Source organism: Nocardiopsis protaetiae, from assembly GCF_045446735.1.
GTDB classification, from domain to species: Bacteria; Actinomycetota; Actinomycetes; order Streptosporangiales; family Streptosporangiaceae; genus Nocardiopsis; species Nocardiopsis protaetiae.
This window is the reverse complement of sequence record NZ_JBJJBV010000023.1, coordinates 26744-42910: the sequence shown is the minus strand read 5'-3', so window position 1 is coordinate 42910 and position 16167 is coordinate 26744. Positions and strand designations below refer to the sequence as shown.

Sequence of the window (16167 nt, the reverse complement as noted above, 5' to 3'; positions counted from 1 at the left end):
ACCGCAGTGGTTCGCACCGGCTATATCCACCTGTACGGCCCGGCCCCCGCTGGGGACCGGTGGTGTCCGCAGGTCGGCTGTGTTCCGAGCGACCTGGAAGCCCCCGCCCGACGTACTGCTACTTGTCGGACTCCGAGTACTTCTCGGCGAGATCCGCGTAGCGGTCGATCAGGTCATCGTGAGAATCCGCGTAGGAATCGTCCGGAGCAGGTCCGGTCGGTCCTTCATCCTCAGCGACACCCAGCTCCGACCGCAGCCGATCAAGGTCGTTCCCACCGGTGCTGTACTTGAGCTTCCGGGCGACCTTCTGCTGCTTGGCCTTGGCTCGGCCGCGCCCCATTGGCTCGACCCCCTCAACGATGGGGTTCCGACGGAACCCCGGATCACTTATCTAACCCGCAACTAAACGGGCTGACCGCCGTCAAACGCGACTGACGACAGGCGCCAGCTTACGTACACGTACAACCGTACCTGGTCGGGCCCCGCCGTGCCTACGCCACCCGGGTGTGACGGATGTGGTGCGGGGACGCGGGACGGCCCAGGACACCGCCGGTCGGCCCCCGGCAAACCCTCTCCGACCGGGGGATTCGGGGTTCGGGCGTGGTGAGTGCCACACGGCGGGATGTGTGCCACGATGCGTTCCGTGCTGCCCTACACCGCCTATCTCCGCGTCTATCAGCCGATCGAGTCGTTCGCGCCGGACGTGCGGAGACGCTGGGAGGAGTACGCGCGCTCCCCCGACCGGCCGCGACGTGCGCAGGCGCTGGCCGCCGAGCAGGCCGAGGTGCTGGGCCGCCTGGTGGTGACCCCGCCGGTGGTGGCCCCGCGGGAGGAGAGCCGGAACGCGTACCTGCGCCGGGTGGAGGGGCGGCTGTACGTGTGCCCGTGGGAGACCCGGCTGCGGTCGTGGCGGGCGTTCACCGAGTTCGCGGAGCAGACCCCGCCGGCGCTGAGCGAGGCGTTCGTGCCGGAGCGGGAGGCCGAGCGGGTGGAGGAGCGCTACCGGGAGTGGCGGGCGTCGGGCGCGCACATCCGGCCGGGGATCCTGTCCAGCAACTGGGTGGTCCCGGTGGCATGGTTCGTGCCCTTCTCCGACGGGGACCGGCGGCTGGTGCCGTCCAAGGGGCCGACCCGGGCCCTGCTGTACCTGACGCGGACCTCGACGGGCCTGGAGCGGCTGGAGCGCACGGCGGCGGTGCTGACCGAGTACATCGGGCGGCACGCCGTGTCGGCGGCCACGGAGGGGCTGGTGGACTGGCTGCGGGCGGTGGCCCACCCGGGTTCGCTGCTGGAGCTGGACTACGGCGGCCTGGTGCACCTGCTGGACGACGAGCAGCTGGCGCAGGAGAGGTCGGTGGCGGAGGTGTCCGGGGCGGTGAAGGCGCTGGCGGCCGGGGACGCGGAGCGGGTGGTGGAACTGCGGGACCGGCTGCTGCGCCGGTGGAGGTCGATACGCGCCCTGGAGCACGCCAACTGAGAGTGATGAGATGCCCAGATTTTCATGGACACCGGCACATTGGGTGTCGTGAAATCTCGACGTCGAGGCACCCGCGACGCGCCGCCCGCGAACCTGGTACACCAGGTTTCTTTCCGCCCGGCGGGCCCGTTTGCGCACGTGACAACGGTGCGAGCCCGGACGTCGTCCGCGCACGACATCAAGCCCGGTGAAACTGGGCATAACGCCCGTTAGGGATCGACGTAGACTGTAGCCGCCCGATCACTGAAAGCACCGTCGTCCACCGGAGAACCCCTACAGCGCGGGCGATCCCGCGCAACCCGACCGCCCCGGGGCGGCTCGCGGAGGGGGACACCGCCCTCGACGGCCCCGCCCTCCCCCGGCGGGCCGGCCGGAGGCGCGACCCGACAAGCGAGAGACCCAGTGCCGGGGTTTCGGTCAGACCTCCGTAGCACTTCGTGACCTCCGGATCGAGAAAAACAAGGCCCGAGAACGAAGTTTTGACCGAATACGCCACATGCCACTAAACGTGTCGCTAGAATCACTTAGCGTGACGCAGCTACGAGCGGCTTTCCGGGGCCTCCCCTGAGCAAAGTTGCTGAAAGTGGCTGCGCCATCACCTCGGGTGATGCCAATATGGACTCATATTGGACATCCGGGCGAAGCGCCAGGATCACAGGCTCAAGGATCGGCACACAGATCCAGGAGGAGAGGCCGTACACATGTCAACTCGCACGCCCGAGGCGGAGCCCCTGTTGACCCCCGCCGAGGTTGCCACCATGTTCCGCGTGGACCCCAAGACCGTGACGCGCTGGGCCAAGGCGGGCAAGCTGACCTCGATCCGCACCTTGGGCGGACACCGTCGCTACCGTGAGACGGAGGTCCGTGCCCTGCTGGCCGGCATCCCCAGCCAGCGTACGGAGTGATCTCCCCGGTCTGAGCCGCTGATTTCCGGGGGGAACCGGCCGGACGCGCTCCGGCCGTGCAGACAGGCTGACAAGACCCGAGGGCGGGCCTTCACCGAGAAGGCCCGCCCCTTGTGTTCTCAGGGGCGGCAGCGGGTCTGGTTGAACGCGCGCACCCACTCCCACCTGCGGATGGGACATTCGTACCGGCGGGGTCCGTACATTTCCTTCTACAGCCGGACCCCCGCCGCTCCGTAGCGTTCGGGCATGGACAGGACGCAGACGGCACCCCCGGCCGTGGAACTCAACGGGGTCGTCAAGGAGTTCGGCGCGGTGCGCGCCGTGGACGGTGTCGACCTCGCCGTCGGCGCCGGTGAGCGGGTGGCTCTGCTGGGCCGCAACGGGGCCGGCAAGTCCACCGCCGTGGACATCCTGCTGGGGCTGAACACCCCCACCTCCGGGACCGCCCGGCTGTTCGGGACCACCCCGCGGGCGGCCGTCGACGCGGGCCGGGTCGGGGCGATGCTCCAGGACGTCCGGCCCATCCCCCGGGTCACCGTGCGGGAGCTGGTCGGGTTCGTCGCCCGCACCCACCGCGACCCGCTGCCGGTCGCCGAGGCCCTGGAGCTGGCCGGGCTGACCGAGGTCGCCCGCCACCGCGCCGACCGCCTCTCCGGCGGCCAGACCCAGCGGGTGTGCTTCGCGCTCGCCCTGGTCGGCGGCCCCGACCTGCTGATCCTGGACGAGCCCACCGCCGCCCTGGACGTGGCCGCCCGGCGCGCGTTCTGGGAGTCCATGCGCGCCCTCACCGAACGCGGCACCACCGTGCTCTTCTCCACCCACCACCTGGAGGAGGCCGACCTCAACGCCGACCGGGTCGTCGTCATCGACCGGGGGCGGGTCATCACCGACGACTCCCCCGACCGCATCCGGCGCTCGTTCGGGACCGGGGTCGTGTCCTTCGCCCTGCCCGACGGGGCGGAGCGCCCCGCCGGGCTGGCCGGCCTGCCCGGGGTGGTGTCCGTGGAGGACCTGGGCGGCCGGATCCGGCTGCGCACCACCGACTCCGACGAGACCGTGCACGCCCTGGGCGCCCTGGTCCGGGTGCGCGGCCTGGAGGTCGCCACCGCGAACCTGGAGGACGCCTTCCTCGGCATCACCTCCGAGAACCCCCCTGCCCCCCATCGAACCCGGAAGGCCGCCCGATGACCCGCACCGCGACCCGCACCGCCGTACTGACCGCCTACGTGGGGCTGGAGCTGCGCCGCACCTCCCGCGACCCCGGGTTCATGGTCTTCGGGCTGGGCACCCCCGTGTTCATGTACGTGCTGTTCACGAGCATCGGCCGGGGCGACGGCCCGGTCGACCCCGGGTGGGCGGTGGCGTCCATGGTGGGCCTGGCCGCCTACGGCGCGCTCGGCGCCGGGCTGTCGGCCGGGACCTCCGTCGCCGAGGACAAGGGCACCGGCTGGCTGCGCCTGCTGCGGCTGCTGCCGATGCGGCCGTGGACGGTGGTGGCCGGACGCGCGGTCACCGGTTCGCTGATGGTGCTGCCCGCCGTGCTGCTGGTCCTGGCCACCGGTGCGCTGCTCAACGGGATCCGGCTGGAGGCCTGGCAGTGGGTCGTGCTGCCGCTGCTGCTGTGGGTCGGATCGCTGCCGTTCGTGCTGCTGGGCCTCGCCAACGGGTACCGGCTGTCGCCGTCCGCGGCCGGGACCACGAACATCGTGATCAACCTGGTGGTGGCGCTGCTGGGCGGCCTGTGGTTCCCGCTCTCGGAGTTCCCCGGGGCGCTGGCGGCCCTCGCGGCCTGGTCGCCGGGGCACCTGTTCGGGTCGCTGGGGTGGGCCACCGTGGCCGGGGGCGCGCCCGCCGCCGGTAGCGTGGCGGGGCTGCTCGGGTGGACCCTGGTGTTCGGGGCCTACGCGGTGAGCTCCTTCCTGCGACCGGTGACGAAGGGCTAGGGACCTCATGGACGGGCCGAGGGACACCACGGGCGACGAGGGCTGCGGCATGGGCTCCGCGCACGGCCGGGGTGGCAACGGGCGCGCCGCGTACCTGCCCGGGCTGCTGCTGACCGCGGGCGCCGTCACCGACCTGTTCGACGGCGCGCCCTGGCCCTGGTTCGGATGGGCCGGGCTGCTGGTGGTCTCGGCCCTGTACACCGCCGTGGTCACCCGGGACCTCACCCCGCCCCGGTACGCGGGGCGGGGGATCATCGCCCTGCTGGTCGCCCAGGCGGCGCTGACCACCGTGCTGGCGCTGGTGTACGGCGACACGTGGGTGTTCCTGTTCATGATGGCGGCGCTGGCCTGCGGCACCGCCCTGCCGACGGTGCCGCTGGTGGGCGCGCTGATCGTGCTGGGCGGGGCGGCGGGGGTGATCGCCGGGCACCGGGGCGACGCCGTGTGGCTGCCGATGTTCTCGGGGTACGGGACGTTCATCTCCGGGGTCGCGGTGTCCGCGCTGATCGGGCTGGGCGAGACCGTGCGGGAGCTGAGCCGGACCCGGGAGGAGCTGGCCCTGGCCGCGGTGGACCGGGAGCGGCTGCGGTTCGCCCGCGACCTGCACGACCTGCTCGGGCACAGCATGTCGGTGATCGTGGTCAAGGCCGAGGCGGTGCGCCGGCTGGCCGCGCGCGACGCTGCGGCGGCCGCCGCGCAGGCCGCCGACATCGAGGAGGTGGGGCGGCGGTCCCTGACCGAGATCCGGGAGGCGGTGTCGGGGTACCGGGAGGGCGGGCTGACCCGGGAGCTGGAACGGGCGGGGTCGGCGCTGGCGGGGGCGGGTATCGCGGTGGCGGTGCGGCGGTCGGGTCCGCCGCCCCCGCCGGAGGCCGAGACGGTGCTGGGCTGGGTGGTGCGCGAGGCCGTGACGAACGTGCTGCGGCACAGCGGCGCCACGTCGGTGGAGCTCGCCGTGGAGCACGGGGACGACGCCGTCCGGGTGACGGTCACCGACGACGGCCGCGGCGGCCCCGCGCCCGTTCCCGGGGAGGCCCCGCCGGACGGGCCGCACGACGGGCCGCGGATCGGCGGGCACGGCCTGGCCGGGCTCGGCGAGCGGCTCGCCCTGGCGGGCGGCCGCCTGGAGAGCGGCCCCGCCCCCGACGGCGGCTTCCGCGTCACCGCCGAGCTTCCCGTGACCACGGGGGCTGTCGAGGCGGCGGGAGCCCACCGGGGCAGGTGAGGCGGCAGGGGCGCGAACGGCGGGGCTCCCGAGACTGCCAGGACCGCCGGGGTCGGTGGGGCGGCAGAGGCAGTTGAGACCGCGGGGCCGTCAGGACTCCTGTGACTAGTGAGGCCGCCGGGACCACCGGGGCCGCAGAGGCCGACTGAGCGGCGGGGCTCCCGGGGCGGCGCGGCCGGGGAACGGTGCCCTAGAGTTCGGCGCATGAGTGCTGCCGATGCCCCCTCGCCCGTCCGGGTGCTGCTGGCCGAGGACCAGGGGATGATGCGCGACGCGATGGCGCTGCTGCTGGGCCTGGAGGCGGACCTGGAGGTCGTCGCCCTGGTGGGCGAGGGCCCGGCGATCGTGCCCGCCGCGGTGGAGCACCGGGTGGACGTCGCCGTCCTGGACATCGAGCTGCCCGGGGGCAGCGGCCTGGAGGCCGCCGCGGAGCTGCGCGAGCGGCTGCCGTCCTGCCGGGTCCTCATCGTCACCACGTTCGGCCGCCCCGGGTACCTGCGCCGGGCGGTGGAGGCGGGCGCGGCCGGGTTCCTGAGCAAGGACGGCCCCGTGGAGGAGCTGGCCGCGGCGATCCGGCGGGTGGCCGCGGGCGGGACGGTGATCGACCCGGTACTGGCCGCGGCGGCGCTGGGCTCGGAGCCCGACCCGCTGACGGCCAGGGAGCGCCAGCTGCTGGCGGCCGCCATGGACGGCTCCACGGTCGCCGACATCTCGGCCCGGCTGCACCTGTCGGAGAGCACCGTCCGCAACTACCTGTCGTCGGCCATCGGCAAGACCGGCACCCGCAACCGCACGGAGGCGGCGCGGGTGGCCTACGAGAAGGGCTGGCTCTGACGCCCGGCCCGGGGGTCAGTCGCCGATGCGGTCGTCCATGGCGGAGGTGCGCTTGCGGGCCAGGAAGGTGGCGGTGGACCCGCCGCCGATGGCCACCAGGGCCGCGGTGACCAGGGCGGCCAGGGAGCTGCCCGTCATCGCCAGGTTGTTGTTGGAGCGCGGCTGCGCCTGCGGGGCGCTGCTCGCCCGGTCGCCCGGGGACGGGGAGGTCCCCGAGCCGGCCGCGTAGGTGGAGCCCAGCGCCCAGGAGTCGGCGAAGTCGACGGAGAACCCGTTGTGGTCGGCGGTGTCCCCGACGCTCACGGTCACGCTGAGCCGGGAGCGGGCGCCCTGGCCCCGCCAGTCCGGGTCCTCGTCGTCGAAGGTCTCCTGGACGCGGGCGAAGTGGACGGCCACCGGGACCTCCAGGACCGTCTCCCCGTCCTCGTCCATGACCTCCAGGACGTCCTCCACGACCTGGGCGCGGCCGGGCCGCACCTGGTCCACGGGCACCCCGAAGGCGCTGAGGGCCCCGTGGTCGAAACCGGTGCCGGTGTGCCCGTCGAACCCGGCCGAGGCCGTGGTGGTGACGTCGGCGACGGAGATCTCCAGGGTGTTGTCGGCGGCGACCCGGCGGGTGGAGGCGTCGTCCAGGACGATCACGTCGTCCGCCGGGCTCTCGCTCTCGCCCGGGGAGGGGCTGGCCGGGTCCGGGCTCTGCGACTCGCCCGTGAAGCCCGGGTGGTCGCCGTCGGCGGGCGGCTGCTGGGGCCGGGGCTCCTCCTCGCCCTCCGGGGTGGGCGCGTCCCAGTACGGGGAGAGCGGTTCCTCGCCGTCCCCGGCCGAGGGGGCGTCGTCCGGGGCGGACGGGGCGATGTCGAGGTCGGCGGGCACGTCGATCATGCCGAGGCCGATCAGGTCCGCGACGGTGAGGCGCAGGACCGCCGAGTCCACGACGGCGGTGGAGGTCGCGCCCTTGGCCCCGATGACGGTGTGGCTGGAGCCCTCGATGTCGATGTAGGGGGCGAGCGGGCCGTACACGTCGGCGGTGTCGCCGCGTTCCTCGTTGTCCCCGCCGAAGCTGACGGCGGTGGAGTAGCCGGAGACGGCGTCGCCGTTGGCGGCCCAGGCCTGTGCGTTCCCCCATACGAGCGGGTCCACGGCGGTGGCCGCCGTGGCGGCCGGGGGCAGGGACACGGTCAGGCCGAGCACGGCCGCGAGCACGGCCACGGCGGTGCCGCCGAGGAGGCGGTGTGCTGTCGTTCTGGCGGGGGTCACCACGGCACTCCTGTAGCTACTGGGGGATGTCCGGCCTTGCGGCCGGTCCCGTGGCCCGGGCGGGGGCGGGCTTCACGGGGGCGCCGCGAACGTGGTCGCGGCACGCGGGGCGGCGGGGACGACGGCCTTCCCGCCCCGGGGGAAGGGGCCGTGCGGGGCGGGGCGCGCGGGGCGCCCACACGGGCGAGCCTAACCGCTCGATCACGAATGGGAAACCGTTCTCCGGCGCGTGATCGCTCACCGTGAGGGGTCGGATGCTCGTCTGCTGCCCGATCGGATGACCGGTTAACGGTCAGCGGGGTGGGAGAGTTCCGGTGTCCGAAAACGCGAACGGCCCCGGGGAGTGATCCCCGGGGCCGTCCTGGTCACCGTGTCACCGGCGGGGCCGGTGGCGCGGTGTCCGGTGCCTAGTTGTCGTTCTCCTCGGCGGGAGCCTCGACGGCGGTCTTCTTGCGGCGGGCCAGGTAGGCGGCGGCGCCACCACCGGCGGCGATCGCGGCACCGGCGGCGATCAGGCCGCCGATCGGGCTACCGGTCGCGGCCAGGGCCTCGGAGGGCTTGGCGGCGGGCTTCTTCTGCTCCTCGACCGGCTTCTCGATCGGCTTCACCGGGCGCGGCTTCTCCTCGCCGGGGTTCTCACCGTCGTCGAGGGTCAGGGTGCCGACACCGGTCTCGGCGACGGTGATGTAGTCGATCAGCTCGCCGTCGACCTTGAGGTCGTAGTCGAGGACGGCGTAGGCGTCGTCCCAGAGGTAGCCCTCGAAGTCGGTGGTCTCCTCCCAGGTGTAGGAGTCCGGGGTGACGGTGAGGTTCACGCCCTCGGGAGCGGTGACGTTGCTGACGGTGCCCTCGTTGATGCTGTAGGAGACCGAGCCGTCCCAGCTCTTGAAGGTGCTGACGGAGATGCCGGTGATGGTGGCCGAGACGAGGATCTCGTCGGAGTTGGCGACCGTGTCGCTGTTGGTCTCGTCGAGCTGGAGGACCTCGGCCTCGGGGGAGCTGCTCGGGGCCTCCTCGACCGGCGCCTCGGTGTTCTCGTCGACCGGGGGGGTGGTGGGGTCGGTCTCGCCGGTCTCGCCGGTCTCCCCGCCCTCCTCGCCGGAGGTGTCGTCGCCGCCCTCGGAGCCCTCGCCCTCGGAGTCGTCACCCTCGGAGCCGCCGTCGGTGGGCTCTTCGGACGGGTCGGCCTCGTCCTCGGTCTCCTCCTCTTCCGGCTCCTCCTTCTCCAGCTCGTCGTCCTCGACGTCGGTGACGGTGATCTGGATGTTGACCGAGGGGACCTCGACCGTGGAGCGGATGCCGTCGGCGCCGACCGTGGCGGTGGTGGTGCCCGACCAGGAGGCCCAGCCGTAGTTGACGGAGAAGGAGTCGCTGGCGGTGCCGTCCTGGGTCTCGACGAACCCGGCGCCGCCCTCGGAGGCGGCGTAGGCCCAACCGTACTGCTCGACGTCCGCGGCGGCCGGAAGGGCCGTGGCGATGCTCAGCGCACCGAGGGCCGCGAAAGCAGCACCGCCCTGGATGATACGGCGAGCGGTAATGGTGGAAGTGGTCTTCAAATCAATCCTCTAGGGGACCCCGACCCGTGCTCATCGGGTCGGCCTGGTTCAGAGCAACGCTCACGGGCGGGGTACGGCCACGCTGCGCGGGGGACTGGGACCAGGGTTCGGATGGGATGGGGAAAGCCCGGAAAAACTGCTTTCACCAGGGAGATCGACCGCGGCCTCGGACGGAGGGGCCTGCGGAGCCGATGCGGGAGACTTCCCGTTTCCTCACGAGAACCTTACAACGACCGAATGCCCGAAAACATCCGAAAATGGATAACAAGAAGATTACGAGAGAAAGTCGCGCTACGCTGTGAACGGGCCCGGATTCGGTTTCAAGATTTTTCTCGTATCGTGTAAACCGATCAATGGGTGAAGCGTCTTATAAAGAAGTACCCTGCGCGGAGGGGGAGTTCCGCCCGGTTCGCCCGGTAGGTTGTGGGCATGCCCGTCTCCGCAGCGCCAGGGCCCCGGAGCCGCGCCACCCGCGCCCTGTACCTCATCCCGCTCCTCGCACTCCTCGCCGTCGGCTGCTCGCCGGCGTCCGGAGCCGCACCCGACACCGACCCCACCGCGGCCATCCCGCTGCCGGGTCCCGACGACGGCTCCACCGGCGGGGGTTCGCAGGAGACCCCGGGCCAGGAGGGCGGCGGAGAACTCGTCGGCGACGGCCCCCTGCACGACAAGATCGTGGTCATCGACCCCGGGCACAACGGCGGCAACGCCGAGGCCGCCTCCCAGATCAACCGCCTGGTCCCCGCCGGCCCCCAGCAGAAGGCCTGCGACACCGTCGGCGCCGAGACCGGCACCGGCTACCCCGAGCACCTCTTCAACTGGGAGCTCTCCCTCCTGGTCAAAGAACGCCTGGAGGCAGACGGCGCCACCGTGATCCTCACCCGCGAGGACAACGAGAGCGTGGGCCCCTGCATCAACGAACGCGCCGAGATCGGCAACGAGGCCGGCGCCGACGCCGCCCTGTCCATCCACGCCGACGGCGGCCCCGAGTCCGGGCGCGGCTTCCACGTGATCGTGCCCGGCGAGGTCGAGGGCTTCACCGAGGACATCGTGGAGCCCTCCCGGGAACTGGCCGAGGACCTGCGCCGCGAATACCGCGAGGGCACCGACATCCCCTACGCCGACTACCTGGCCCAGGACGGCCTGGACGAGCGCACCGACCTGGGCGGGCTCAACATGTCCACCGTGCCCAAGGTGTTCCTGGAGGCCGGGAACATGCGCAACGCCGAGGACGCCGCCCTGCTGGAGGACCCGCGGTGGCGGGAGCAGGCCGCGAACGCGATCGCGCGCGCCCTCGCCTTCTACCTCATGCGGGAATGAGCGGGGTGCGTACGTCCGCTGTCGGCCACGGGAGCGGCCCGCTATGGCGCGGGCCACGGCCCCTCGGCATAATGCGGGCATGCACTCGCCCCCGACCATCCCCGAATTCGACGTGATCCTGCGCGGCTACGACCGTGTGCAGGTCGCCGACCTGCTGTACCGCGCGATGGCCACCCTGTCCGCCGGTACCGGGGTGCCGTCGCCCGTGGAGATCCCCGAGGGAACACTCCCGATCACCGCGGCCGAGCTCGCCTCGGCGGAGTTCGACGTGGTCCTGCGCGGGTTCCACCGCACCCAGGTCGCCGACTGGATCGACGGCCTCGCCCGGGAGCTCGCCCGCCTGGAGGCGTCGGCCGGAGGCGGCGCCGAGGCTGCCGAGGCCCCCGCGGCCGCGGAACCGCCCCTGACGTTCCCGGCGTTCGACGTCGTGCTGCGCGGGTACGACCGTGCCCAGGTCTCGGATCTCCTGGACCGGGCGTTCGCCACCCTGACCGCCCGCACCGGGGCCCCCTCCCCCGCCGGGGTCCCGGCCGGCACCCCGCCCATCACCTCGGCCGAGCTCGCCTCCGCGCGATTCGACGTGGTCCTGCGCGGGTTCCACCGCACCCAGGTCGCCTCCGTGCTGAACGACCTCGCGCAGCGCATAGCGCGGTCGGAGGCGCGCAGCGGGCGGGAATGACCACCCTGAGAACCTCCTGAACTGCACAATAGGGACCATGCCTCTGACACCGGCGGACATCCGCAAGAAGAAGTTCCACACGGTGCGTCTGCGCCCGGGATACAACGAGGAGGACGTCGACGCGCTGCTCGACCGCATCGAGAGCACGCTCGTCGCACTGGAGGGCGGCCCGCGCACGGGCCCGCTCATCACGGCCGAAGAGGTGCGCAGCTCGCGCTTCCGGACCACCCGGCTGAGCCCCGGGTACCGGGAGGACGAGGTGGACGACTTCCTCGACGTCGTGGTCGCCGACCTGGCCGGGCGCGGCCTGGGCCGGTCGGGTCCGACCGCCCCGCCGCTGCCGCCGCACCCCGGTGCGGGTCCGCGGGCGGGACGTGCCGCCGGGCCCGGGCCGGGACCCGGGCAGGGGCCTGGTCCTGCGCCTGGACCGGGGCCCGGTCCTGCGCCTGGACAGGGGCCCGCGGGCGGCCGGGGACGGCCGGGGCCGCCGCCCCGGTTGACACCCCAGCACGTGCGCGACCAGCAGTTCGCGACGACGAGGCTGACCACCGGCTACAACGAGCAGGAGGTCGACGACTTCCTGGACCGGGCCGAGTTCACCCTGGAGGTGCTCCAGCAGGGGCGGCCGGACCGGGCGACGCTGTCGGCCAAGGACGTGGAGCGGGTGCAGTTCTCGACCACGCGGGCCCGGCCGGGGTACGACCCGGCGCAGGTGGACCGGTTCCTGGACCTGCTGGCCGAGGAACTGCGCCGGTACGAGCAGAGGTAGCAGAGGCGAGGCGAGGCGAAAAAGGGTTCCGGACAGCGGGTCGGGCCGGGAAAAGGTGTCCGTGAACGGTCGTTGACACGCCGTTGTGCACTAAGCCCATCTCCGAGGAAGCGGAAAGTAATATTTGGACACAGGGAGTGATCGGCCCTGGTCCACCGTTCCCGCGCCCGGGGGGAGGCCTCCATGTTCCACGCCGTGCCCGCGCAGGGCCGCGTCCAGGGATGTTCGGTGCACGGGGCGGGCGGTTGCGGATACGTCCCGCAGACCCGGTACCCGGCCGCGCCCTACTGCCGTTCCGTGCGGCCGAACGGCCGCGGATCCTATGAGCTGGGCGACGGCGAGGAGATCGTTCCGGCGCCCGCCCACCCGTGGGAGACCCCGCTGTTCGTCGTCTGCGCGATCGCGAACGTGCTGATCCTGGGCCTGGGCGCGCACCTGCTGGGCGTGCTCACCGGCACCTGGCAGGCCCCCCTGGTGGCGCTGGCCCTGCTCCCGGCCGTCTGCTGGCTGGCTCGGGGGCTGCGGTACGCGCGGCACCGGGCGGAGTCGGTGAAGATCTCCCCCACCCAGTTCCCCGAGGCGTACCGGGTGATCGCGATGCTGTCGGCGGCGATGGGGGTGCGTACCCCGGAGGCGTACGTGCGGGTGGACGGCGGCCCGGCCGACGCGGGCGCGCACGGGCTGCGCCGCTACCTGGTGCTGTCGGGCGAGCTGTTCGACGACGACGGGCGGGTCGGCGACCCGGACGCGCTGGCGTTCACGGTGGCCCACCAGCTCGGGCACGTGGTGGCCGGGCACACCGGGTTCTGGCGGCGGCTCGCGGTACTGGGCGCGGACCCGGTGCCGCTGCTGGGGGCGGCGCTGGCGCGCTGCTCGGAGTACACGGCGGACAACCACGCCTACGCCCACTTCCCCGAGGGCGCCCACACCGTGCGGGTGCACGCGGGCGGGGTGCGGCTGTACCCGCGGGTGAACATGGGCGAGATGGCCGACCGGGCGCGCACCGACCGCGGCTGCACGCTGCTGCTCTACCACCTGCTGTCGCGCCGGCCGGGCAACGTCCGCCGGATGGCGGCCCTGCGCGACCGGGGCCGCCGCGGCCGCATCTTCCTCTGACCCCGAGCGGACGGGCACGGACCGGCGCTGGGCTCGGCCGACGCCGGAGGCCCGGGCGTGAGGGCGGCCGGGGCAAGGCCGTCCGAGACCGGTGGGCGACGGGGCGGGGAGCCCCGGCCGGGGCCGGTCTGCGGCGGGTGCCGTTCTCCGGCGGCCTCGGGCCCAGGCACCGGGAGCCCCGGCCGGGGCCGGGACCGGGTCAGCGGACGTAGAAGGGTTCGGTGCGGGACTCGCGGGCGTAGGCGATGCGGGCGAGGATGCGCGGCGACATGGCGGGCAGCTCGCCGGGGGCGAACCAGGCCACCTCCAGGGTCTCGTCGCCGCTCGCGTCGGGTGCGCCGCCCACCGGGCGGCAGCGGAACGCCAGGTCCAGGAACTGGACCCGGTCGCCGTTGGGGTAGACGTAGGGGTCCTGGCCGAGCACGCTGACCAGCCGCTCGACCTCCACGACCAGGCCGGTCTCCTCCCGCGTCTCGCGGACCACGGCGACGGCGGGCTGCTCCCCCGGTTCGAGGATGCCGCCGGGGGTGGCCCAGCGGCCGTCGTCGGCGCGCCGGTGCAGCAGGACGTTGTCGTCCTCGTCCAGCACCACGGCGGTGACCCCCACCAGGGGGACCAGGGCCGGGCCGATCTGATCGCGCAGCTCGCGCAGGAACTCGGGAACGGGCATGACCCGAGGCTAACGGCCCTCGGCGTCCCCGGTGTCCTTTTCGGCGCGCAGGGCCGCGTACTCGTGGGAGAGCAGCGACATGAGGACCGCGTCGTGCCACTCGCCGTCCCAGTGCAGGGCCTGGCGCCAGACGCCCTCGCGGACGAACCCCGACTTCTCGTAGGAGCGCTGCGCCCGGCCGTTGAAGTCGAACACCTCCAGGGCGACCCGGTGCAGGCCCGCGACCGTGAACGCGTACTCCAGCACCAGGTCCGTGGCGGCGGTGCCGTACCCCTTCCCGGTGACGCCGGTGCCGGTGAGCGCGATCCGGTAGCCGATGGACGCGTTGTCGGGGTCCAGGTCGATGAGCGCGCAGTCGCCGACGGCGGTGCCCCCGGCGCGTTCGACGATCACCCAGTCGGCGCGGTCGTGGTGGTCGGGGCGGGTCCGGTTCCACTCCTCGGCGACCTCCCGCGTGAACCGCCGGTGGGTGCCGGTGAGGCGGCGCACCTCCGGGTCCATGTCGACGAGGGCGTCGACGAGCGGAGCGCCGGTCTCGGCGTTCAGCGGGCGGAGCTCGACCAGGTCGCCGGTGAGTACCGGCTGGTCGCGGAAGACGTCTGCGGGAACCATGGGCCGCATCCCATCACCGGTCGCGGTCACCCGGCAACCCGTTTTCGATCCGACCGATACGATCCGGACACGGCGGAGCGTTGACGAGGGAGGTCCCCGTGGCGGTGGGTTCGGGAACGGTGGGCCTGCGCACGGTCCGCGAGGCCAATCTGGGGGTGGTGCTGCGCACCATCCGCGAGTCCGCGCCGTGTTCGCGGGCGGCGGTGGCGGCGGCCACCGGTCTGAACAAGACGACGGTGTCCAGCCTGGTCGCCGACCTGATGGCGCGCGGCCTGGTCCGGGAGACCGGCCGGACCGCGCAGAACGGGGTGGGCCGGCCCGGGGTGCTGCTGGACCTGGACGACACGTCGGTCGCGGCGCTGGGCCTGGAAGTCAATGTTGACTACCTGTCGGTGGTGGCCGTCGACCTGGTGCAACGGGAGCTGACCGCCCGGCACACGCCGTTCGACGCGCGGGAGGCGGGGCCGGAGGAGAGCGCCCGGCGGATCGTGGCGGCGCTGCGCGAGGCCGCCGACGACCCCGCGGTGCGCGGGCGGACCGTGGTGGGCGCCGGGATCGCGGTGCCGGGCCTGGTGGACGCCCCGACCGGGACGGTGCGCCGGGCTCCCAACCTGGGCTGGTCGGACTTCCCGCTGGGCGGGCGGGCGAAGGCGCTGGGCTTCCCGGTGCGCGTGGACAACGACGCCAACCTGGGGGCGGTGGCCGAGTACCGGGTGGGCTCCTTCGCCGGGACCCCCGACCTGGTCTACGTCACCGGCGAGGTCGGGATCGGCGCGGGGGTGCTCACCGACGGCGCCCTGCTGCGCGGCGCGGGCGGGTTCGCCGGGGAGCTGGGGCACCTGGCGCTGGACCCGGACGGGCCGGAGTGCTCGTGCGGGCGGCGCGGCTGCCTGGAGGCGGTGGCGGGCATCGGCGCGATCCTGCGCGACGCGCTCCCCGACCTGGCGCCGGGGCGGCCGCTGTCCGGGGCGGACGTGGCGGTGCTGGTGGACACGGCGGTGGGCCGGGCCGCGGCGGGCGACGCGGTGGCGGTGGCGGCGCTGGGGCGGGCCGGGAACCGGCTGGGCCGAGGGCTGGCGGCGCTGGTCAACCTGGTGGACCCGGGGCTGGTGCTGCTGGGCGGGTACTTCGTGCCGATGGGTCCCTGGCTGCTGCCGCCCTGCCGGACCGCCCTGGCGGCCGGGGTGTTCGCCCCGGACGCGGGCGGCTGCCGGGTGGAGCCGTCGGCGCTGGGGCTGAGCGCCGCGGCCCGGGGCGGCGCCGCGGGCATCATCCACGCCCTCGACTCGGGCGCGCTGCCGCTGCCCGAGGCGGTGGACGCCGGCTGACCGGTCCCGGCGGGGAGGCGGCCAGGGGGGATCGGCGCCTTCCCGGACCGGGGACGGTGCGTTAGCGTGTGCCGCGGTGGCGGGGCCGTAGCGCAGAGGAAGTCGCGCCCTACTACATCTCGGGAGGACGCCGGTTCGATTCCGGTCGGTCCCATCGCCGGGCCTCCCCCGTGTGGGTCCCGCCCCGGTGCGTTAGCGTGTGCCGCGGCGGCGGGACCGTAGCGCAGAGGTCGTCGCGCCCGACTGCTCTTCGGGAGGACGTCGGTTCGAATCCGGCCGGTCCCGCCGCCCCTCTTCGCCCCTCGCCGCACGTCCGCGGGCGCGAGCCGCTACGCTCCTGGCGTGGCGGGGGTGTAGCGCAGAGGTCGTCGCGCCTACACGTCATGGAGGAGGACGCCGGTTCGAATCCGGCCGCCCCCGCCACCTCCGATTCCACCCGCCTGCTTTTTCGGCCGCCCCACGTGCGAAAACGTGGC

At 73.5% G+C, this 16167-nt stretch carries 16 protein-coding genes and 3 tRNA genes; 14 read left to right on the top strand and 5 right to left on the bottom strand.

What is annotated here, in order from left to right:
* Positions 1–118 precede the first annotated feature (118 nt).
* Positions 119–340, bottom strand: a complete 222-nt coding sequence (locus ACJOT3_RS06120) for a DUF3073 domain-containing protein (RefSeq protein WP_406969688.1) — start codon at positions 338–340, stop codon at positions 119–121.
* Between the two features lie 303 nt (positions 341–643).
* On the opposite strand from ACJOT3_RS06120, the gene ACJOT3_RS06115 reads away from it, so the two are divergent.
* From ACJOT3_RS06115 to ACJOT3_RS06090, 6 genes are all read left to right on the top strand, one after another.
* Positions 644–1477 (top strand): DUF8083 family protein, encoded by an 834-nt coding sequence (locus tag ACJOT3_RS06115; protein WP_406969692.1) that lies wholly within the window; start codon positions 644–646, stop codon positions 1475–1477.
* A gap of 701 nt (positions 1478–2178) precedes the next feature.
* On the top strand, positions 2179–2382 hold the full coding sequence (bldC, locus tag ACJOT3_RS06110) for a developmental transcriptional regulator BldC (RefSeq protein WP_013155387.1): 204 nt from the start codon (positions 2179–2181) through the stop codon (positions 2380–2382).
* Between the two features lie 246 nt (positions 2383–2628).
* Positions 2629–3570 (top strand): ABC transporter ATP-binding protein, encoded by a 942-nt coding sequence (locus ACJOT3_RS06105; RefSeq protein ID WP_406969685.1) that lies wholly within the window; start codon positions 2629–2631, stop codon positions 3568–3570.
* On the top strand, positions 3567–4325 hold the full coding sequence (locus ACJOT3_RS06100) for an ABC transporter permease (RefSeq protein WP_406969683.1): 759 nt from the start codon (positions 3567–3569) through the stop codon (positions 4323–4325). The genes ACJOT3_RS06105 and ACJOT3_RS06100 overlap by 4 nt, the downstream gene beginning before the upstream one ends.
* Before the next feature lie 7 nt (positions 4326–4332).
* Positions 4333–5550 (top strand): sensor histidine kinase, encoded by a 1218-nt coding sequence (locus tag ACJOT3_RS06095; protein ID WP_406969681.1) that lies wholly within the window; start codon positions 4333–4335, stop codon positions 5548–5550.
* A gap of 204 nt (positions 5551–5754) precedes the next feature.
* Positions 5755–6384 carry a response regulator transcription factor gene (locus ACJOT3_RS06090; RefSeq protein WP_406969679.1) on the top strand — a complete coding sequence of 210 codons (630 nt, stop codon included), beginning with the start codon at positions 5755–5757 and terminating at the stop codon, positions 6382–6384.
* Positions 6385–6399: 15 nt separating this feature from the next.
* Here the strand turns inward: ACJOT3_RS06090 and ACJOT3_RS06085 are convergent, their stop codons facing one another.
* Entirely contained in the window at positions 6400–7641 is a 1242-nt protein-coding gene (locus ACJOT3_RS06085; RefSeq protein ID WP_406969677.1) for a hypothetical protein, read from the bottom strand.
* Between the two features lie 407 nt (positions 7642–8048).
* Positions 8049–9197 carry a cell wall protein gene (locus tag ACJOT3_RS06080; protein WP_406969675.1) on the bottom strand — a complete coding sequence of 383 codons (1149 nt, stop codon included), beginning with the start codon at positions 9195–9197 and terminating at the stop codon, positions 8049–8051.
* 429 nt (positions 9198–9626) lie between these two features.
* Between ACJOT3_RS06080 and ACJOT3_RS06075 the strand changes: the two genes are divergently transcribed.
* The 4 genes from ACJOT3_RS06075 to ACJOT3_RS06060 all read left to right on the top strand — a co-directional run bounded on the left by ACJOT3_RS06075 (position 9627) and on the right by ACJOT3_RS06060 (position 13081).
* On the top strand, positions 9627–10517 hold the full coding sequence (locus ACJOT3_RS06075) for an N-acetylmuramoyl-L-alanine amidase (RefSeq protein ID WP_406969673.1): 891 nt from the start codon (positions 9627–9629) through the stop codon (positions 10515–10517).
* A 79-nt stretch (positions 10518–10596) separates the two neighbouring features.
* Positions 10597–11196, top strand: coding sequence for a hypothetical protein (locus ACJOT3_RS06070; protein WP_406969671.1), 600 nt, complete (start codon positions 10597–10599; stop codon positions 11194–11196).
* Positions 11197–11224: 28 nt separating this feature from the next.
* Positions 11225–11965, top strand: a complete 741-nt coding sequence (locus ACJOT3_RS06065) for a DivIVA domain-containing protein (RefSeq protein ID WP_406969690.1) — start codon at positions 11225–11227, stop codon at positions 11963–11965.
* Between the two features lie 183 nt (positions 11966–12148).
* Positions 12149–13081: a M48 family metallopeptidase gene (locus tag ACJOT3_RS06060; RefSeq protein ID WP_406969669.1), complete on the top strand. Its 933-nt coding sequence runs from the start codon at positions 12149–12151 to the stop codon at positions 13079–13081.
* Between the two features lie 199 nt (positions 13082–13280).
* Here ACJOT3_RS06060 and ACJOT3_RS06055 read toward each other — a convergent pair whose 3' ends face one another.
* Together ACJOT3_RS06055 and ACJOT3_RS06050 are read right to left on the bottom strand one after the other, a co-directional pair.
* Positions 13281–13751 carry an NUDIX hydrolase gene (locus tag ACJOT3_RS06055; RefSeq protein ID WP_406969667.1) on the bottom strand — a complete coding sequence of 157 codons (471 nt, stop codon included), beginning with the start codon at positions 13749–13751 and terminating at the stop codon, positions 13281–13283.
* A gap of 9 nt (positions 13752–13760) precedes the next feature.
* Positions 13761–14363 (bottom strand): GNAT family N-acetyltransferase, encoded by a 603-nt coding sequence (locus ACJOT3_RS06050; protein WP_406969665.1) that lies wholly within the window; start codon positions 14361–14363, stop codon positions 13761–13763.
* 98 nt (positions 14364–14461) lie between these two features.
* Between ACJOT3_RS06050 and ACJOT3_RS06045 the strand changes: the two genes are divergently transcribed.
* The 4 genes from ACJOT3_RS06045 (at position 14462) to ACJOT3_RS06030 (ending at position 16114) form a co-directional block, all read left to right on the top strand.
* Positions 14462–15691 (top strand): ROK family protein, encoded by a 1230-nt coding sequence (locus tag ACJOT3_RS06045; protein WP_406969663.1) that lies wholly within the window; start codon positions 14462–14464, stop codon positions 15689–15691.
* An 81-nt stretch (positions 15692–15772) separates the two neighbouring features.
* A tRNA-Cys gene (locus tag ACJOT3_RS06040) sits at positions 15773–15845 on the top strand.
* A gap of 58 nt (positions 15846–15903) precedes the next feature.
* Positions 15904–15976: transfer RNA gene (locus ACJOT3_RS06035), tRNA-Ser, on the top strand.
* Positions 15977–16038: 62 nt separating this feature from the next.
* A tRNA-Asp gene (locus ACJOT3_RS06030) sits at positions 16039–16114 on the top strand.
* Positions 16115–16167 lie beyond the last annotated feature (53 nt).